The organism is Streptococcus cristatus, from assembly GCF_003943515.1.
Lineage (GTDB): Bacteria > Bacillota > Bacilli > Lactobacillales > Streptococcaceae > Streptococcus > Streptococcus cristatus_D.
The window spans coordinates 26,975-45,987 of record NZ_RJPT01000010.1; the positions used below are offsets into that span (position 1 = coordinate 26,975).

17 protein-coding genes are annotated in these 19,013 nt (G+C 44.3%); 2 read left to right on the forward strand and 15 right to left on the reverse strand.

Translation table 11 applies throughout. The annotated features are described in order from the left end of the window. Nucleotides 1–19 precede the first annotated feature (19 nt). Complete coding sequence (locus D8791_RS08575; RefSeq protein WP_125447329.1) at nt 20–505, forward strand: YcxB family protein; 486 nt, start codon at nt 20–22, stop codon at nt 503–505. Nucleotides 506–552: 47 nt separating this feature from the next. Here D8791_RS08575 and D8791_RS08580 read toward each other — a convergent pair whose 3' ends face one another. The 4 genes from D8791_RS08580 to D8791_RS08595 form a co-directional block, all read right to left on the reverse strand. After that, nucleotides 553–1,167, reverse strand: coding sequence for an HAD-IA family hydrolase (locus tag D8791_RS08580; RefSeq protein ID WP_125447331.1), 615 nt, complete (start codon nt 1,165–1,167; stop codon nt 553–555). Then, nucleotides 1,164–2,441, reverse strand: coding sequence for an MATE family efflux transporter (locus D8791_RS08585; protein ID WP_125447332.1), 1,278 nt, complete (start codon nt 2,439–2,441; stop codon nt 1,164–1,166). Before D8791_RS08585 ends, D8791_RS08580 begins: the two co-directional genes overlap by 4 nt. Before the next feature lie 107 nt (nt 2,442–2,548). Next, the gene (gene thrC, locus D8791_RS08590; RefSeq protein ID WP_125447334.1) at nt 2,549–4,033 is read right to left on the reverse strand and encodes a threonine synthase; all 1,485 of its coding nucleotides are present in this window, start codon (nt 4,031–4,033) and stop codon (nt 2,549–2,551) included. A gap of 272 nt (nt 4,034–4,305) precedes the next feature. Continuing rightward, nucleotides 4,306–5,001, reverse strand: coding sequence for a GNAT family N-acetyltransferase (locus D8791_RS08595; protein ID WP_125447335.1), 696 nt, complete (start codon nt 4,999–5,001; stop codon nt 4,306–4,308). Nucleotides 5,002–5,335: 334 nt separating this feature from the next. Between D8791_RS08595 and D8791_RS08600 the strand changes: the two genes are divergently transcribed. Then, nucleotides 5,336–6,181 (forward strand): MurR/RpiR family transcriptional regulator, encoded by an 846-nt coding sequence (locus tag D8791_RS08600; protein ID WP_045498277.1) that lies wholly within the window; start codon nt 5,336–5,338, stop codon nt 6,179–6,181. Nucleotides 6,182–6,452: 271 nt separating this feature from the next. On the opposite strand, the gene D8791_RS08605 is transcribed toward D8791_RS08600, so the two are convergent. From D8791_RS08605 to adhE, 11 genes are all read right to left on the reverse strand, one after another. Continuing rightward, a complete protein-coding gene (locus D8791_RS08605) occupies nt 6,453–7,337 on the reverse strand; it encodes an ROK family protein (RefSeq protein WP_125447337.1) in 885 nt (294 codons plus the stop codon). Nucleotides 7,338–7,355: 18 nt separating this feature from the next. Continuing rightward, a complete protein-coding gene (locus tag D8791_RS08610) occupies nt 7,356–8,273 on the reverse strand; it encodes a dihydrodipicolinate synthase family protein (protein WP_125447339.1) in 918 nt (305 codons plus the stop codon). Between the two features lie 33 nt (nt 8,274–8,306). Next, nucleotides 8,307–8,957 carry a DUF624 domain-containing protein gene (locus D8791_RS08615; protein ID WP_061908888.1) on the reverse strand — a complete coding sequence of 217 codons (651 nt, stop codon included), beginning with the start codon at nt 8,955–8,957 and terminating at the stop codon, nt 8,307–8,309. 55 nt (nt 8,958–9,012) lie between these two features. After that, nucleotides 9,013–9,465, reverse strand: a complete 453-nt coding sequence (locus D8791_RS08620) for a NanQ anomerase/TabA/YiaL family protein (RefSeq protein ID WP_125447341.1) — start codon at nt 9,463–9,465, stop codon at nt 9,013–9,015. Nucleotides 9,466–9,490: 25 nt separating this feature from the next. Then, a complete protein-coding gene (locus tag D8791_RS08625) occupies nt 9,491–10,321 on the reverse strand; it encodes a carbohydrate ABC transporter permease (protein ID WP_045498288.1) in 831 nt (276 codons plus the stop codon). Nucleotides 10,322–10,336: 15 nt separating this feature from the next. Further along, nucleotides 10,337–11,224 carry a carbohydrate ABC transporter permease gene (locus D8791_RS08630; RefSeq protein WP_045498290.1) on the reverse strand — a complete coding sequence of 296 codons (888 nt, stop codon included), beginning with the start codon at nt 11,222–11,224 and terminating at the stop codon, nt 10,337–10,339. A gap of 95 nt (nt 11,225–11,319) precedes the next feature. After that, nucleotides 11,320–12,639, reverse strand: coding sequence for an ABC transporter substrate-binding protein (locus D8791_RS08635; RefSeq protein WP_125447342.1), 1,320 nt, complete (start codon nt 12,637–12,639; stop codon nt 11,320–11,322). 241 nt (nt 12,640–12,880) lie between these two features. Then, complete coding sequence (locus D8791_RS08640) at nt 12,881–14,017, reverse strand: ABC transporter ATP-binding protein (RefSeq protein ID WP_015604211.1); 1,137 nt, start codon at nt 14,015–14,017, stop codon at nt 12,881–12,883. Between the two features lie 14 nt (nt 14,018–14,031). Further along, a complete protein-coding gene (locus tag D8791_RS08645) occupies nt 14,032–14,730 on the reverse strand; it encodes an N-acetylmannosamine-6-phosphate 2-epimerase (RefSeq protein WP_125447344.1) in 699 nt (232 codons plus the stop codon). A gap of 259 nt (nt 14,731–14,989) precedes the next feature. Further along, complete coding sequence (locus D8791_RS08650) at nt 14,990–15,988, reverse strand: acetylxylan esterase (protein ID WP_125447346.1); 999 nt, start codon at nt 15,986–15,988, stop codon at nt 14,990–14,992. Nucleotides 15,989–16,233: 245 nt separating this feature from the next. After that, a complete protein-coding gene (gene adhE, locus D8791_RS08655; protein WP_125447348.1) occupies nt 16,234–18,888 on the reverse strand; it encodes a bifunctional acetaldehyde-CoA/alcohol dehydrogenase in 2,655 nt (884 codons plus the stop codon). Nucleotides 18,889–19,013: the final 125 nt, after the last annotated feature.

Here is a 19,013-nt window from a genome sequence, read left to right on the forward strand (position 1 = left end):
AAAAACTAGGAGGTAAAGCATGTTCCCAATAACCATTCCAACTCTTGTGACTGAGGAAGTCTATCAACGATTTGCTTGGTCTGTTTTCTTACGCGGGAAAAGATTTTTGCTAAATCTGTTCATTCTGATAGGAATCCTAGCTCTCTATCTAACCTTCCTACCTGAAAACCTGAGGCGTTTTTCTTTCTTTATCGTGCTATTTACATCTTTGATTATATTCCCAGTAATGTACTTTGGCACGGACTTTCAGATAAAGAAAGCCTATCGAAAAACTCCTTTCTGGAAGGATATGGAGCAAACTCTTATATTTGAGAAGGATAAATTTTCTGTGAAAAGCAAACGAGGAGAGTTTCTTTATAGCTATGATGACATCGTCAAAGTTTTCCATACTAAAGATGATTTTTATATCATGTTGGGGCCAAATGTCGGCTTCCCTATTGAAAAAAAGAACTGTACTCCCGAGGCTCTTGAGTTCTTGCTAGAACTTCACATTGAGCATATGTAAAAGAAAAAGCAGGCTAGACTGACAGTAGATCAGTTCTAGTCTGCTTTTTATTTTGTAAATAATTGCTGTATATCCAGCAACTTTTCTATCTTCTGATTGATTTCTGGTCGGTAGTCACAGAAGTTAATGCTCTGGATGCCACTGTTAACGGCAACATCCACATCCAGCGTTCGGTCGCCGATATAGTAGGTTTCCTGCTTGTCAAGGCCATATTTCTCGAGCAGATAGTCGACACCTTCTGGGTGGGGCTTTCGCTCAAAGCCGTTGGCTGTTGTGATGATTTCTGTAAAATAATCATGAATGCCCAAGTCTTGCAAGATTTGATGGGCATTGAGTCCCTTGTGGGTATAGACAAACTGGGCAATGCCCTGCTCCTTAGCCCAAGTCAGTATCTCCGCAGCTCCTTCCATCATATGGACCTGAGCATTTTTCTCCTTTAGGCTTGCTCCACGGAAGGCATTCATCTCGGCAGCGTCCAGACCTTTCTCAGACGCTACTTTTTCCAAAAGCTTCTGGACAGAGTGCTTTAGGATATAGCTGTGAATACTCGCCCTGTCAAAGTCCAGACCATAGTGAGCGTAGGTTTCCTCAATCCCCGCCAAAATAGCATCGTAGGAGTCCAGCAAAGTGCCATCCAAATCCCAAATAAACGCTTTTGTCATGCAATTTCCCTCATTTTTCTATCAAATAAAACCTTTAAAAATAGCCAGCGGAAGCCATTGTCCAAGAGAGTCCCAGCCCAGACTCCCGGAAGGCCCAAGCCACAAGTCACTCCCAGCACATAACCCGCAATGATGCGAATCAGCCACATGCCAACGGTCGTGGCATAAAAGGGCAGTCTGGCATTTCCCAGCCCTTGCCAGACAGCTGTGTAAATCACGGTTCCCACTGTCATGGGAGTTCCCAGCAGGGAGAAGAGGATGACTGAAAGACTGGCTGTGATCGCTCCGCTATTGTCCGTATAGAGCAAGGTCAGCGGTCGACCAAGGGCGAAAATCCCTAAAGCCAAGGGCAGCATGCAAGCAAAAGACAGCCAGAAGGCCCGCTGACGAATCAGACCAACCGCTTGCATATCTCCCTCACCAACCGCATGGGCTACCAGCATGACGGTTGCTGTCGCGACCCCGAAAGCCGGCATGTAATTAAACTGAGTCAGGACTTCACCGATGGCATTCCCCGCTACTGCATCCGTCCCAAAGACGACCACAATGGCGATAATCACCACATCGCCCGCCCGCATCATGAGCCGCTCTCCAGCAGCCGGCAGAGACAGGCGCAGGAGCTCTCCATCTAAACCCCAGCTCCAGCGAATTGTAGACAAATCCAGCTCCCGCCAGAGAATCATCACCCCAACCAAGCGAGCCAGCACTGTTCCCAGCGCTACACCGACAATCCCAAGCCGAAAGACATAAATGCCCAGAGCTGAAAAAAGGGCGTTGAGGACATTGGTCAGAAGACTGACATACATGGGGAATCTAGGATTGCGCGTAACCCGCACCAGAGCTCCAAAAGAAGTCATCAAGCCTAGCAGAACAATAGTCCCACCAACCAGAGCCAGATAGAGACCGCCTGCTTCAGCCACCGCTTTTTCCGTCCCCAGCAGATCCAGCATCTGCCTACCAAAAAGCAGAGAAAGGAGACCTAGCAGAAGGCTCAGAAGTAGCGTCAGCTTGATAGCCTCAGCTGTGTGATAGTCCAAACGCTCCTTGTCTCCCTGAGCCAGAGTCTTGGAGATGAGACTGGAAACAGCAGCCCCCAGCGCGATAAAAATTGCCTGATAAACGGTAATGATGTTGCCGGCCACCGAGACACCAGAAATCGCAATCAGCCCCAGACTGGCCACCAGATAGCTGTCGACCATCCCCATGAGCATCTGCAAAAAGTTCTCCGCCATAGCTGGCAAGGCGATATTCATGATTTTTTTATAAGTCGTCATAGAGAAATTTCTTCCTTTTAAGCATCAGCTACTTCACTTTCTTTCATTGGACGTCCTAAGAAAAAATCAACCAGATATCCAGCTGATTTTAGTTTTTTATGCAATTTTTACAAGCCCAAGTAGTCCTCGACTGCGGCCTGCATTTGGTCTGCAGCGACTGTTGTTTTGTGACGCACTGGGGCTTTTTCCAAGCCGTCCACAGTTGGTGGCAGGGCTACGCCAGAAAGCTCGTGCAGTTGGTCCAAAGCCTCGAAATCACTGAGGCCTGTTTGACCAGTCACAGCTTCAACAGCTACGACTGGGAATTTATAAGGACTAGCAGTAGACGCAATAACAGTCTTGCGCTGATCGTCGGTCTCTGCCAAGTATTTTTGATAGACAGCGGACGCAACAGCTGTATGAGGGTCTTCGATGTAGTCAGAGGCCTGATAGACCCGCTTGATTTCAGCAGCTGTTTCTTGCTCTGTCGCATAATCAGCCACAAAGAGCTCTAAAATATCAGCGTCAAAGTCCGTCAGTTCATACTGGCCTTGCTCATTCAGAGCCGCCATCAGAGCAGCTGTTTTCTCAGCGCTGTTACCAGACAGATGGAAAATCAAGCGCTCCAAGTTAGAGGAAACCAGAATATCCATGGATGGACTAGTGGTCACCTTGAAGCTCCGCTTCTTGTCATAAACCTGAGTCTTGAAGAAGTCAGTCAGGACATTGTTTTCATTCGATGCACAGATCAGCTTGCCAACTGGCAGACCGATTTGCTTGGCATAGTAGGCCGCTAGGATATTCCCAAAGTTCCCCGTCGGAACGGTAAAGTTGACCTTGTCGCCTGCTGCGATTTCTCCTGTCTTCACCAACTGAGCATAAGCATAGACATAGTAAACAATCTGCGGTACCAAACGGCCGATATTCATGGAGTTAGCTGATGAAAACTGCAGTTTGTGCTCCAAGAGACGAGCTCTTAGGTCTGTGTCATTGAACATGTGCTTGACATTGGTCTGGGCATCGTCAAAATTGCCATCAATGGCAACGACATGCGTATTAGCACCTGTCTGTGTCGTCATTTGCAGCTCTTGGACCTTGCTGACACCGTCTTTGGGATAAAAGACGATAATCTCAGTCCCAGGAACATCCGCAAAGCCTGCCATAGCTGCCTTGCCTGTGTCGCCAGAAGTCGCTGTCAGAATGACAATTTTGTTTTCCAAGCCGTGCTTTTTGGCTGCGGTTGTCATCAAGTGAGGCAGGATGGACAAAGCCATGTCCTTGAAGGCAATGGTCGCTCCGTGGAAAAGCTCTAGATTGTACTGACCATCCAGCTTGACCAAAGGAGCAATAGCCGCATCATCAAACTTGCTGTCATAGGCATGGTTGATACAGTGATCCAGCTCCGCTTCAGAAAAATCATCCAAAAAAGCAGACAAAACCAGCTTGGCTACTTCCTGATAAGAAGCGTCTTTGAGCTTGGCAAAGTCCAAATCGACCTGCGGATAGGTAATGGGCGTAAACAGACCGCCGTCTGTCGCCAAACCTTGCAGAATCGCCTGGCTGGCTGTCACTCTATTCTTTTCGTCACGCGTTGATTGATAAACTAAAGTCATTCTCTCTCATCCTTTATCTGTAGTTCGTTTTATTATATCAAAATTTATCAGAAAATTCTCCATTTTCATCAAAATTAAAAAGTAAAAAGAGTCTGGGACAAAAGTCCTAGCCTCTCAATTGTCTTTGGATTGTCGAGCAAGACGCAGTGGTTGAGTGGGCTCTACTACGCTGATTGCATCAGCTTTTACAGCCCTACTCAACTGTGCGGAGGTGGGACGACGAAATCGAATTCTAACGAATTACCGATTTCTGTCCCACTCTCAATCAAATGTTAAAACTCAGACAAGGCTTTTATTTGCTGTCCCTTTTCATCGAAATTGTCTGGACTCAGCCATTTCTCCAAACGACTCTTAACGGCAGGCCAATCGCTATCAATCATGGAGAGCCAATCAGTGTCTCGGTTGCGCCCCTTATAGACAACCGCCTGACGGAACCTACCTTCGTAGGTAAAACCAAGCCGCTCTGCCGCTCGCCTTGAAGGCTGATTGAGTGCATCGCATTTCCATTCGTAGCGGCGATACTCCAGCTCTTCAAAGACATAGTGCGCCAGTAAATATTGGGCTTCTGTGGCTAGTCTGGTGCGCTTCAGCTTGGGCGAATAGGTCACAGACCCCACTTCAATGACACGATTACCTTGGTCAATCCTCATTAAAGCGAAGGTTCCCAGCGCCTTGCCATTCTCCTTGTCCACAATGGCATAGTGGAAACGATCCTGAGCTGCCAGCATCCGATCTAGCTTCTGGGACCATTCTGCCTGATTTTGGGCAGGATTTTGAAAGAGATAGGTCCACATATCCGCAGGTGAATCCGGACCATACACTTCATACAAATCCGCTCCATGCTTGTCCTTGGACAAACGCTCGATAATAACATACTGGCCTTCGATTCGCTCCAGCTTGGGCAGATCCCCCGGCTTAAAGTCCGGCAGAGCCTCCCCAATAGGCTGGCCTAGTTCATTGATTCGCATAAAAAACCTCACAATCTAGCTTTACTGATGTCCAAAATAAGACTTGGAAGCTGTAATGGACAGTGGCTCCTATCTCCCTTGCTTCAAATCCAAACTTGGAACATTACTTGTGTAAATTATATCACTTTTTCCTGTACCCGACACAATCTTTAGGAAATAGCTGCTCAGAAAGAAAGACCGTCATATTATCAGGAAATACTGAAACTACTGACCGCTCATACTCCAATGGAAAGTGAGGTCTGATAATTCTTGGCTGTGAAAACACTTTATTCCCTCTAAACTATGTTATAATGAAATTATGTTTTATTATTGTAACCAAAGAAAGTGACCCATCATGAGACACCAGCAAAATATCTTGGCCATCATTGAAAGCTGTTACGACACTATGACCGATGTCGAAAAGCGGATTGCCGACTATTTTTTGAATCCGACCGATATAGAAGGGGATCTGTCCTCCCTCGAAGTAGCGCAAACCTTGCACATCTCACAGGCGGCCTTGACCCGTTTTGCAAAAAAATGTGGCTTTAAGGGCTATCGAGAGTTCAACTTCCAATATCTCCAACAGCTGAAAATCAGCAAAACGGAGCATACAAATCTGAAAAATGATTCGTCCCGCCAAGTGCTACGCAACTATATTCAAATTCGGCAACAAACCGAGGACTTGATTGACGAAAAAAGATTGGAGCGCGTAGCTCAGCTGATTGAAAAAGCGGATCGTGTCTATTTTTTTGGCACGGGAAGCTCGGGGCTCGTCGCTCGCGATATGAAACTGCGCTTCATGCGCTTAGGGGTTATTTGTGAAGCTCTGACAGATGCGGATGGCTTTGCTTGGACAACGAGCATTTTAGACAAAAACTGCCTAGTTATCGGCTTTTCTCTTTCAGGTCAAACCCCATCCATTATTGACAGCCTGATTGATGCCAAGGGCATGGGAGCCAAGACCGTATTAATCACTGGCCAGCCTGATTTGATTAAAGAAGACTTTTCAGAAATCATCCCAGTTGCAATGCAAAGTAAACCTCAGTTCATCCAACGAATCTCAGCTCAGTTCCCAATGCTGTTGATGATCGATATACTTTATGCCTTTTTCCTAGAGATTGACCGAGAGAGAAAGGAAAAAATCTTCAATAGTTACTGGGAAAATCACAAACTTAACGGCTATTACCGTAGGCATCAATAAAAGGCTAGGACAAAAATCCTGGCCTTATTTTTAACTCCTTGATGGTTTACTGATTGCTCAACCTCGAGGGGCTGGTACTTCTTAAAAGGCTTGGGCAACCTTTTAAATCTACTCCTAAAGACAAGTGAGCAAAGTTAAATTTTTGGACATTTAGCTCTATCCACCGAATTTTTCCTGTTATTTCAATTCCTTCTAAAATATCGTCTAGCCATCTACAGAAGCCGTTTTCTAAAAGCAAGAAACCCGAGGTCACTCCCCAGGTTTACTTGGATTACTGATGTTTATTTTTAAAGTGGTAGTAGGCTCCGAACATGCCTGCCGTATTTTGGTGATAGGCAAAGGCTAGTTTGGTCTTCTCAGCTATGCTAGGAACCAGAGCATCCTTGAGAGCCGCTTGAATACGCGGTCGAAGAATGGCCTCTTGTCCCATGATACCACCGCCCAAGACGACGATTTCCGGATTGACGACATAGCAGATATTGGCAATGCCCTGCCCCAGATAGCCTACCATGCGGTCAATTCCTTTGATACAGATGGCATTGCCCTCTGTCGCTTCTTTGAAAATCCTTCGACCATTCCAGAGAGAGGGATCTTCTCCGTGCAAGTCAGCAACATATTGAACCAAGGCTGTGGTCGAAGCTACATCCTGAAAGGCTCCGTCCGGCAGGTGCAGATAGCCTACTTCGCAGGCTGAGTTGCTAAAGCCGTGAAAAACTTGCCCATCCGCTACTAGACAGCCACCAATCCCTGTCCCAATCGTTAGACAGACCGCAATTTTTGCTCCCTTACCATGGCCAGACATGACCTCAGCCAGACCGGCACAATTGACATCATTCTCAATCTCGCAAGGAATGGAAAACTCCTCCTCCAAGACCTTCTTAAATTGCGTCCCAGCATAGTTAGGAATCTGAGGACCAGCATAAAAGATCTCTCCCTTGTCTGGATCGACCATACCAGCTGAGGAGATACAAATCCCCTCAATCGAACCAGCCTGCGCATAGTCCGCAACTATCTTTTGAACCTTACGCATAATCTCTGGACCACCCTTATGGGCTTCCGTAGGTATTTCATGAGCTTCTACTATCGTTTCTTGGTCGTCTATCAGGCCGTATTTGATATTGGTACCGCCAATATCAATCGTAACATAATTTCCCATAAGCATCCTTCTTTCTTGTTAGAGGAAGCGCTCCTTGGTCTCACAGATCAAGGCCGCTGCTGCTTCTACGACCGGACGGTCTGCTTCTACGACTGGGGTCAAAGGAGCACGGACAGAGCCGATAGTCAGTCCTTCGTTGAGCTTGAGAACCTCTTTGATAACAGCATACATATTACCGTGAGCACTGGTTAGCTTGCCAATAATATCGTTAATGGCAAACTGCAACTCTTTGGCTCTTTCTAGTTCCTTGTCTGCAATCAGTTGATTAAGCTTGAGAAAAAGTTCTGGCATAGCCCCGTATGTACCACCAATTCCAGCTGCTGCTCCCATGAGACGACCGCCCAAGAACTGCTCATCTGGACCGTTAAAGACCAAATGGTCACTGCCACCAAGTGCTGCAAAAGTCTGGATATCCTGAACTGGCATAGAGGAATTTTTCACCCCAATCACGCGCTCATTTTTCAGCATTTCCTTATAAAGACTTGGTGTCAGCGCTGCGCCAGCCAATTGCGGAATATTATAAATCACAAAATCAGTATGTGGGGCAGCCGCACTGATATCATTCCAGTACTGAGCGACAGAGTATTCTGGCAGACGGAAATAAATCGGCGGAATAGCCGCAATGGCATCAACTCCTAGAGCTTCCGCATGTTTTGCCAACTCGATACTGTCTTTAGTATTGTTGCAGGCTACGTGAGCAATGATGGTCAGTTTGCCCTTAGCAACTTTCATTACTTCTTCCAAAATTACTTTTCTGTCGGCCACGCTCTGGTAGATACATTCGCCTGACGAGCCGTTGACATAGAGACCTTGCACGCCCTTGTCGATGAAATACTCCACCAAAGCGCGAGTTCGCTCCGGGCTGATTTCACCCTCCTCGTCATAACAAGCATAAAAAGCTGGGATGACACCGTGATATTTCTTTAAATCTTTCATTTTCAAATTTTCTCCAAATGTACTAATTGTAGATTATAGACTGCTATATTTAGCGAAGATTTTTTCCAAAATAGGAAGCTGCAAAAAAGCCAGACCTGCAAAGCCGATAAAGGCAAAGAGGGAAAATCCTAACAGCAACACAAAGCCTGAACTGTAGATGATAACAAGGATCGCAGCTATAACCGCCATCATAACAAAAAACCAAGGAAAATTCAGACTTACAATCACTAGGCTGGTCTGTAAAAGGTCTCTAAAAGACATGAGAAACTTACCAGCCAAGGGATAAACGCAAAGAGAAAGCAGGATTGTAAAAATAATAATTCCAAAACAAACCGCCTTTAAAACTTGGAAAGGCAGGGCTTCCTGCGTCCGAAAAAGCAGGAGGTCAAAGAGACTGATACCGACTAAAGCCAATTCCAGCAAGCCCAGTTTGAGTCCTTGCCTCCAATTTTCTCGAAAGATTCGAGTGTAAGTTCTGATTACTTTTACTCGACGATTTCCCTTGATTTCAAAAAGTGTCTGATAGAGACTGAGCTTGGCAATTCCAATGGTCACCAAGGGCAGGCAAGACAAGAGAAAGAGAAGATTGACCGTCATCAAATCCAGGATTTTCTCACAGATTTGCATGAAGAAATTATCCGTATCAAATATAGCTCTGATAAGTCCTGTTCCCTTATCTGACATAAGTCTCTCCTTTCTCTGCTAGCCTGGCACACTCAAAAATCTCGCTCACCTAGGGCTAGTCTATTAACACTTTAAAAAGATACTTTCTGACATTTTCTTCCAGACCCGCATAGCCATTCGGCTGATGGGCTTCTCCTGGAAAGAAAACCGCAAAATTATGGTAACCCAACAAGAGAGGATAACGATTTTGACAATGAACAAAGCCGATATCCGCCTCTTCATCAAATGCCACTGCCTCATCGACCACCTGGCTACCATAGGCCGAATACTCATGCCCTGCTACTAGCAGATGGAAATCTGCATATTTTTTATGATATTCAAATTGATCATTGGCTTCTTGATTAAGGGTATTTTCCTGAACCAAGAGAAAGACCTTATCTCCATCCACTTCATAGCGTCCCAAGTCAAAGCTGTCTTTGCGGTGCTCATAGAGATAATCAATCGCTTTATCCAGGTTAGGATGAAGGCCCTTGTAACGAGTCACATTTTTTAAATCATCAAAAATCATAGTTTTATTTCCTCTATTGAGTACCTTATCCTTTGACAGCTCCCATAGTAATCCCTTGGGTAAAGGATTTTTGGAAGATGAGGAAGACTGCTACGATTGGCACTGCCGCCAAAGCAGCACCAGCCATAATTAGACCGTAGTTGGTTGCCATCTCAGCCTGCATGGTCGCAACCCCTAACGAAATCGTCAGATTGTTCCGCGAGGTCAACATTACGAGCTGCATGAAGTAGTCATTCCAAGTGTTGATAAAGGTGAAGATAGCCAGAGCTGCAAAGCCTGGTTTGACGATAGGAAAGGCTACACTCCAGAAGGTCCGGATTTCACCACAACCGTCAATCTTAGCTGATTCCAGAAGCTCTGTCGGGATATTTTCACTAAACTGCTTCATGAGGAAGACCCCAAAAGGCCAGCCAACTAAAGGTAAAATAACTGCCCAAAGGGTATCGTGGATTCCCATGAAATTGACAATCCGCACTAGAGGTACTAGGACAACCTGCTTAGGCAAGGCCATAGCTGCGATAAAGATGGCAAAGAGAATCCGTTGCCCGTAAAAGCGTTTCTTAGCCAAAACGTAACCAGCTAAAGATGACGTCGCACAAACCAAGAACATGGTCGCCAGCGAAATGAAGACACTGTTCCACATCCATTGTAAAGCTGGATTTTGAACGGCTAATTGCTGGAAGTTCTCTGTTGTCGGATTTTGTGGCCACCATTGAGGCGGAATCATAATTGTATCCGGCTGAGATTTAAAAGCTCCAGTCAGAATCCAATAGAATGGAAAGACAAAGAGCACGGTCAAAAGTGCTAAAATAACAGATGAGAACACTTTAAATGAATTAAATTTTTTTGGTTTCATATCCTGCTCCTTTCTTTAATATTCCACATCGTTACCGAGAATCTTGAACTGAGCGAAACTGATAATCGCAATCATAATCGCCAGAAAGACTCCCATGGTGTTTGCATAGCCATATTCAGATAGCTTGAAGGCTTTTTCATATAGATAGTACATAAGCGTACTAGTTGAGTAGTTTGGTCCACCTGATGTCAACAGCTGAATCAAGGCAAAACATTGGAATGAGTTAATAGTTGTGATGATAGCGATATAAAGTGTCGTTGGCAAAAGGCTCGGCCATTTGATTTTCCAAAAAACTTGCATCTCTGTCGCCCCATCCACACGCGCGGCCTCAACTAGAGAATTATCGATATTTCCCATAGCTGCAATGTAGAGAATAATCGGCTGACCGACAGATGTTGTCAGCAAAATAACAATGATAGCAGCCAAGGCCCACTGTTTGTCTCCCAACCAAGAAATGTTTTGGTTGATGATATGGCCAGATTTCAAAACAAAGTTCAAAATACCAGATAGGGGATCGTAGATCCACTTCCACACGACTGTCACGGCAACACTACCTGTAACAACCGGTAGGAAGAAGACAAAACGGTAGAAAGAGCGAGAAACAGCATTCATCTCATAGGTCTGTGAAGCCACAAACAAAGAGAAGAGCACAACTACCGGCACAGAGCCGATTACAATAATAACTGTATTAATGAGTGACTTAACAAAAACTGGATCATTGAACATCCGAATGTAGTTATCAAACCCAACGAATGTAAATGAGGTCATTGTATAATTAAAGAAACTAGTGATAAATCCCATTATCATAGGCGCCAAAACAAATACTGTAAAGAATATAAGAATTGGAGCTAAAAACGCATATGATATTAGGGTTTCTTTCATTCTGATTTTATTGACTTTCACAATGAGGTACCCCTCTTTCAAGATTTTCTAACAAAATACCCCTTTTTCTATTTTTAGAGACTGACAACAGAAAAAGGGGCGGATTTTAAACTTGCTTATTTTTTAGTAATCGTTTCGTTTGCTTTTTCAGTAAATGTCTTCAAAGCAGGTTCAACTTTTTCATCTCCATTAGATACAGATTGCAACATTGGGAACCAGAGTGTTCTCATTTCTGCAAATCCATCAATGGTGTTGTAGTATGGTGAGTAGTATTTAGTCCAGCCACTGATTGTTTCCATACGCTTGTCATCATAGAGTTTACCAAATGATGTACGAACTGGGAAAGCACCTGTACGAACAACGTTCTTAGGTCCCCATTCTTTGTCATCAGCGATGAATTTCACAAATTTCTTGGCTGCTTCTACTTTCTTGTCGTCTTTGTTGTTAAAGACTGCAAAACCATTTACAAGGTATTCAAGGGCTGGTTTACCTGAGTCTGATGGGAATGGTACTTCAACCACTTCTACTTTACTTGCTTCCAACAATTTAGCTTGGATACCATTTTGTGCTGGTGCCCAAAGAACAGTATAAGAAGTTTGACCGTTAGCGAAGTTTTGGATATCTGCTCCGCCATCGTATTGAGAACCGTTCATCATGAGACCATTGTTGATCCAGCTCACTGCTTTTTCAAGACCTTTGACAAATTTCGGATCATCAGTTGTATATTTAGTTACTTTTTCATCTGTAACAGATCCACCGTAGAGGTTAGCGATGAAGGCACGAGTTCCTTGGTCACCACCTTGACCGTTACTGAAGAGAGAGCCAGGTGTATAGCCTTTGTCTTTAAGCGCTTTCAATACTTTTTCAAAGTCATCTGTTGTCCATCCTTCTTTAACTAGATTGAGAACACCAGCATCTTCCAACATTTTCTTATTCATTGCCATGTAGAATGGAGCAGAGCTGATTGGATACATATAAGCTTTGTCTCCAGCCTTGCTGGCTTGGATAATGTTATCGTTGTTAACATCTTTGACGAAATCATCTGTGAAGAGGTCGTTCAAGTCTGACAACTTACCATTTTTACCGTATTGAATAATCCGGCCTGGTGCATCGAAGAGCACGTCTGGCGCTGTTCCAGCTTCGATAGCTGTCGTAATTTTTTCTGGACCTGACTTGAAGTCGATTGTTTCCAAGTTGACATGAATGTCTGGATTTGCTTTTTCAAATGCTTCAATGATGGATTTTTCATAAGTTCCCACACCATCGCTGGCATTTTCTTGAGTGAAGACCGGGAATGCCCACCAAGTAATCTCTGTCTTACCAGATTTATCACCAGAGCTAGCTGCTTTATTTGAGCTACCACCACCGCTACAAGCTGCTAACGTAAGAACTGCGGCTCCCGCTACCAATGAACAAAGCAATTTCTTCATTTTCATTTGTTTTTCTCCTTTAAAATTAAGATTCCAAGCTGACCTAAACAGCTTTTACCTGCCTATTGGAGAGTGGGACGGACCTATTTCATTAGGCGCCCCAGCCTCGTTTTTCCTGTGTTATTCCTCTGGACAAGCGTCCACCTATATTTGATTAAAATCCTAAACTTTTAAAAGTACAATCACTCCTTATCTGTGACTTTTCTTTTATCCTAAAATAAAGTCAGTCAGTTCATTTTAGGTTGTTTTACAAAGTAATTCGTTTTTGAGTCTCACTATCAAACAGATGACTCTTAGGTAGTTTGAAGGTGAAGCGAAGCTTCGAACCTGGCTCCAGATAATTGGAAGCATCTACCTTGGCTGAAAACTCTTGGCTGCCCACCTTACAGTAGAGCACTGAGTCACTACCCAGCAACTCTGACACGACAACTTCCGCATCGACCACATCGCCAGGGAAAGTATCCTCTACAATCAAGTCGGCTGAGATATCCTCTGGTCGGATACCCAAAATAACTTTCTTACCTTGGTAGCCTTTTTCTGTCAAAAGCTTCTCTTGACCACCTGTCAGGGTAAGATTGAGTTGATCACCATCAGTCAGTTGATGACCAGATACCATCACTTCAAAGAAGTTCATAGCTGGACTGCCGATAAAGCCTGCAACAAACTTATTCGCTGGTTCATTGTAAAGCTCTTGCGGAGTTCCGACTTGCTCGATACGACCGATAGTCCCCGTGCCCGCTTCATTTTTCGTCGCTGACATGATAACAATGCGGTCGGCCAAGGTCATTGCCTCGGTTTGGTCGTGGGTAACGTAGATGGTTGTTGCTCCAATACGGCGGTGGATTTTGGCAATCTCAGCACGCATGGACACACGCAGTTTCGCATCCAAGTTTGACAAAGGTTCATCCATCAGGAAAACCTTGGCATCTCGGACGATGGCCCGTCCCATAGCTACCCGTTGACGTTGACCACCAGACAAGTCCGCTGGTTTGCGGTCTAGAAATTCTTTCAAACCAAGGATTTCAGCTGCTTCTTGCACCCGCTTGTCGATATCTTCCTTGCTGTACTTGCGCAGTTTCAATCCAAACGCCATGTTGTCATAGACTGTCATGTGTGGATAGAGGGCATAGTTCTGGAAAACCATGGCAATATCACGATCCTTGGGAGCAATATCATTGACTAGTGTCTCATCGATATAGAGCTCGCCCTCAGTGATGTCCTCCAATCCCGCAATCATACGAAGCGTTGTGGATTTCCCACATCCAGAAGGGCCAACAAAGACGATAAATTCTTTGTCTTTGATTTGCAAGTCGAAATTTTCTACAGAGTAGAAATCACTATTAGGATATTTTTTGTAGAGCTTATTTAACTTTAAGGTCGTCATTGCTTTACCTCACTTTATTTTACTGCTGCAACGAAACGCTCGGTGATTTCCTTTGGTCGAGTAATGGCTCCGCCTACTACAATACCGCGGACACCCAAATCATGGATCTGCTTGGCTTGATCTGGATAGTGGATCTTGCCCTCAGCAATCACATCCACACCCGCATCACAGAGCTTCTTGACCAGTTCAAAATCTGGTCCGTCTACCTTAGGACTGTAGGACGTGTAGCCTGATAAGGTCGTACCAACAAAGTCAACGCCAGCTGCTACAGCTGCCACGCCTTCCTCAAAGGTACTAATGTCGGCCATCAGCAGTTGCTGCGGATATTTCTTCTTGACTTGGCGGATAAAGTCCTCAATCTTCAAACCATCATAGCGTTCCCGCTGGGTGCAGTCCAGAGCAATGACCTCGATATCAAGGGCAGCCAGCTCATCCACTTCCCGCATGGTCGCAGTGATAAAAGGCTCCTGTGGTGGATAGTCCCGTTTGATAATCCCGATAATCGGGAGCTTGGTTACTTCCTTAATCTCCTTGATGTCTCGCACGCTGTTGGCTCGAATACCAACTGCCCCGCCCTCTTCAGCCGCCTTGACCAAGAGAGGAATGACACCGCCAGCCTCCGTATAGAGGGGCTCATGAGGCAGAGCTTGACAGGAAACGATAATGCCATCTTTGATTTTTGCAATTAATTGATCTTTGCTAATCTGTGACATAAATAATCTCTCCTTTTTCTATGTTTTCTCCGTTCTTTTTATAATGTCATTATATACAAAAAATAAAGCGCTTTCAATAAGTTTTGAGATTTAGATTTTAGTTTCTAAAAACCGACTTCCTTTCTTAAAAGCTGAAACTACTTTCAGGATTAGAAGTGTTTCTACAAAAAAAGTTACTATAGATTTTTGAATATTTATCATAAAAAGCCTGAGATTATGCTAATCTCAGGCTTAGTTTCTTTCTTACTACCATCTATTTTTACCAGTCTTTAAAAGCTTCCAGCAAAGAAGGATGGTCAATCTTTGAACCACAAAGCCAGTTGAAGACCCTATCATTGACATAGACATTCATGGCTTCATGCTCGTACTCTGGCATGAGAAGGTGCTCCTTAGTACACTCCAGCCGGTTGTAAATCGCAAACTGGGTAATCGGATAACAAACATCGTCAGCCAGTCCTGTTATCATCCGCACGCTCCCTTGAATGCGGTGAGCCATATTTTTCACATCGATATAGGACAAGGTCTGGATAATCTCATCCTCCGTTTCGTGGAAAGGATCGTGGAATTTAAAATAACGAAAGAGCTCATCATAGGCCTCACTGGTATTGCCAATCTCCAACACCCGCCGAAAGTCTGACAAGAAAGGATAGATAGCCACTGTCTGCTTAATGCGCGGATTGAGAGCCGCTGCCACCAAAGCCAATGCTCCGCCCTGAGAAGCACCGTAACTGGATAGATGATCCTCGTCCACAAGGTCCAAACTCGCCACAATCTCAATCAAGCTGTAGATATCCAGATAGACATCCTTATAAAAGAGACGCTCTGGTCCATCCACTGCCCCACGGATAATCTGACCCTTGACCGTATTGCCCCTTACAGGCGCTCCTCCATCCAAGGAATAGCCTGACTGGCCGCGTACATCCATAGATACAACACCATAGCCAGCAACCGTATAAGCTAGCATATCGGACCAATCCCAGCCACGCCCCATATAACCGTGGAAATGAAAGATAATCGGAACGTTTTTACTCGATTTGGGAAGGACTATACGAGCATAGGTTCGCCCCTGATTTGTCCCCTCAAAAACTAGCTCATGGCAGGTCACCCCAGCGATTTGAAAGTCTTTTTCAATCAGCTGATAGTCCGGCAAGCCACTCAAACTGCTAATCTGATGATCCCAAAAAGCATCAAAATCTGCTGGAACTTCATCTCTGCCTCTATAATCTTTTGCTTCTGCTAATAAATCTGGATTGCGCATCTTATCCTCCAACAATATTGTTTTTTTGTAAACCCTTACAAAATAATAGCACAGCACCTTTCCTTTTTCAATCCTTTACAATATTAAGAATTTAGTTTCTGTTTTTGCTATGATTCCTTTTCTTTTTGAAACTAGTTTCAAAAAAGCTTTCTGGCCTATCTTTTCCCTAGTTTTTTAAAAAGTCGTCTATTTCATACATTTTAAAGAAAGAAAAATCCCCCACTTAATGAGGGATTGATTCTACATTATTTACGACGTCCTGGACGTTCTCCGTAACCATAGTAGGCATCTGCCATGATTTCTTCCATGTCAGCTACCATTGGCAAGCGTGGGTTTGCAGGTGAACATTGGTCTTCATAAGCTAGAAGAGCGATTTCATGCAAGCTGTCTTTCCAAGCTTTTTCATCGATTCCTTGGTCTTTGAAGTTCATCTTGATACCTACTGCAACACCCAGTTCATAAACAGCTTTAGCGTATGCTTCAACCGCTTCTTCTGGAGTTGAGTGAGGCAATCCAAGCATTTTCGCGATGTCTTGGAATTTCTCATCAGCTTTCCAGTAGTTATACTTCGGCCATGTAGTGGTCTTAGATGGACGAGTACCATTGTAACGGATGACGTATGGAAGCAAGATTGCGTTTGTACGTCCGTGAACAGTATGGTGAACACCACCAATCTTGTGGGCCATTGAGTGACTCATACCAAGGAAGGCATTGGCGAAGGCCATACCAGCCATTGTAGACGCATTATGCATTTTTTCACGAGCTTCTGGGTCAGCTGTCTTAACAGATTTTTCCAACCATTCAAAGACAAGTTTGATAGTTTGAAGCGCAATACCGTCTGTGTAGTCGTTAGCAAAGTTTGAAGTATAGGCTTCAGTCGCGTGAGTCAAGACGTCCATACCTGTATCAGCAGCGATAAAGTCTGGAACGGATTCAACCAAAGCAGGGTCAACAATCGCAATAGTTGGTGTCAATGAGTAGTCAGCCAGTGGATATTTGCGGTTGTTTTTCTTATCAGAGATAACGGCAAATGGTGTTACTTCTGAACCTGTACCTGAAGTCGTTGGGATACCGATGTATTTCGCTTTCTTACCAAGTGATGGGAAGCGGAAGGCACGTTTACGGATATCCATGAATTTTTGAACCAGGTCACGGAAGTCGATTTCTGGTTGCTCGTAGAAGAGCCACATTACTTTGGCCGCGTCCATTGGAGAACCACCACCAAGAGCGATGATTGTATCTGGTTCAAATGCTTTCATCACTTCCGCACCACGTTCTACAGTTGTGATGTCTGGATCTGGTTCAACATCTGAGAAGACTTGGATCGTTACACGGTTGCTACGGGCGTTCAATTGATCGATCACACGTTGAACAAAGCCAAGTTTTTCGATAGATTTGTCAGTAACGATCATAACGCGTTCAATATCTTCACATGTTTGAAGGTATTGGATAGAGTTGCGCTCGAAGTAAATTTTTGAAGGAACTTTAAACCATTGCATATTATTTCTACGTTTCCCTACTTTCTTGATGTTTAGAAGGTTAATAGCGCTCACGTTATCACCAACTGAGTTACGTCCATATGAACCACATCCAAGTGTCAAGGATGGAATGAAGGCATTATATACGTCCCCGATACCACCGAAAGTAGATGGAGAGTTCCAGATAATCCGCATCGCTTTGATTTCAGTACCAAAGCGTTTAGCCAATTCTTCGTCTTTTGTATGGATAGCTGCTGAGTGACCAAGTCCGTTAAATTCAACCATTTGACGAGCTTTTTTAAGACCGTCTTCTCTATCTTCAGCTTTCAAGACAGCGATAACTGGTGACAATTTTTCGCGAGTCAATGGCTCATTTGGACCTACTTCAGCACATTCTGCAGCCAAAATGTTGGTACCTTCTGGTACTTTAAAGCCTGCTTGTTCCGCAATCCATGCAGCTGGTTTACCAACGATGCTTGCGTTTAGTTTAGCACCAGCACAGTTTTTGCTGTTTGCTTTAGCACCAAAGCAGAATTCTTCAAGAAGAGCTTTTTCTTTTTTGTTTACAAAATAAGTGTGGTATGACTTGAATTCTTCTACAAATTCGTCATAAACTTCCTTGTCAATAATCACCGCTTGCTCAGATGCGCAGACCATACCATTGTCAAATGATTTAGACATCACGATATCATGAGCAGCTTGGCGAAGGTCAGCAGATTTTTCGATGTAAGCTGGTACGTTTCCGGCACCCACCCCAAGAGCTGGTTTTCCGCAAGAATATGCAGCTTTAACCATGGCATTACCACCAGTTGCAAGGATGGTTGCAATACCATCGTGGTTCATCAAAGCTGCTGTTGCTTCCATAGATGGCTGAGTGATCCATTGCACACAGTTTTCAGGTGCGCCAGCTGCGATTGCTGCGTCACGAACGATTTGCGCTGCGTGAGCAGATGATTCTTGAGCAGATGGGTGGAAGGCAAAAACGATTGGGTTACGTGTCTTCAAGGCAATCAATGCTTTGAAAATTGCTGTTGATGTTGGGTTCGTTGTTGGAGTGATACCACAAATAACTCCGACAGGCTCCGCAATCTTTGTCAGTCCAGTAACAGGATCATCTTCGATAACACCAACAGTCTTCACACCACGCATGTTGTTGACAACGTGTTCACAGGCAAAGAGGTTTTTCGTTGCCTTGTCTTCAAATACACCACGACCAGTTTCTTCAACCGCATGTTGAGCAAGGATCCCGTGCGCATCAAGAGCTGCAACTGAAGCTTTTGCTACGATGTAATCTACTTGCTCTTGATTTAGTTTTCTCATTTCTTCAAGAGCTATGAGACCTTTTTGCACTAGCTCGTCAACATGTTTTTCAGCCGCTAGCACTTTATCTTCTTGTTCAACAGTTTTCTTCTTATCAGCCATTATAGTCCTCCAATGGTTTCTGCCAAAAGGTTAAATAGAGATTTCAACCTTTGTTAATTATTTCACAATATAATTATACTCTATTCCTACAAATTTGTAAACACTTTCAACAAAAGTTCACAAAC

Bases quoted from the DNA above. Each gene is read 5' to 3' on its own strand.
- D8791_RS08575 (WP_125447329.1), top strand. From the start codon at position 20: ATGTTCCCAATAACCATTCCAACTCTTGTGACTGAGGAAGTCTATCAA.
- D8791_RS08580 (WP_125447331.1), bottom strand. From the start codon at position 1,167: ATGACAAAAGCGTTTATTTGGGATTTGGATGGCACTTTGCTGGACTCC.
- D8791_RS08585 (WP_125447332.1), bottom strand. From the start codon at position 2,441: ATGACGACTTATAAAAAAATCATGAATATCGCCTTGCCAGCTATGGCG.
- thrC (WP_125447334.1), bottom strand. From the start codon at position 4,033: ATGACTTTAGTTTATCAATCAACGCGTGACGAAAAGAATAGAGTGACA.
- D8791_RS08595 (WP_125447335.1), bottom strand. From the start codon at position 5,001: ATGCGAATCAATGAACTAGGCCAGCCTATTGGGGAGGCTCTGCCGGAC.
- D8791_RS08600 (WP_045498277.1), top strand. From the start codon at position 5,336: ATGAGACACCAGCAAAATATCTTGGCCATCATTGAAAGCTGTTACGAC.
- D8791_RS08605 (WP_125447337.1), bottom strand. From the start codon at position 7,337: ATGGGAAATTATGTTACGATTGATATTGGCGGTACCAATATCAAATAC.
- D8791_RS08610 (WP_125447339.1), bottom strand. From the start codon at position 8,273: ATGAAAGATTTAAAGAAATATCACGGTGTCATCCCAGCTTTTTATGCT.
- D8791_RS08615 (WP_061908888.1), bottom strand. From the start codon at position 8,957: ATGTCAGATAAGGGAACAGGACTTATCAGAGCTATATTTGATACGGAT.
- D8791_RS08620 (WP_125447341.1), bottom strand. From the start codon at position 9,465: ATGATTTTTGATGATTTAAAAAATGTGACTCGTTACAAGGGCCTTCAT.
- D8791_RS08625 (WP_045498288.1), bottom strand. From the start codon at position 10,321: ATGAAACCAAAAAAATTTAATTCATTTAAAGTGTTCTCATCTGTTATT.
- D8791_RS08635 (WP_125447342.1), bottom strand. From the start codon at position 12,639: ATGAAAATGAAGAAATTGCTTTGTTCATTGGTAGCGGGAGCCGCAGTT.
- D8791_RS08640 (WP_015604211.1), bottom strand. From the start codon at position 14,017: ATGACGACCTTAAAGTTAAATAAGCTCTACAAAAAATATCCTAATAGT.
- D8791_RS08645 (WP_125447344.1), bottom strand. From the start codon at position 14,730: ATGTCACAGATTAGCAAAGATCAATTAATTGCAAAAATCAAAGATGGC.
- D8791_RS08650 (WP_125447346.1), bottom strand. From the start codon at position 15,988: ATGCGCAATCCAGATTTATTAGCAGAAGCAAAAGATTATAGAGGCAGA.
- adhE (WP_125447348.1), bottom strand. From the start codon at position 18,888: ATGGCTGATAAGAAGAAAACTGTTGAACAAGAAGATAAAGTGCTAGCG.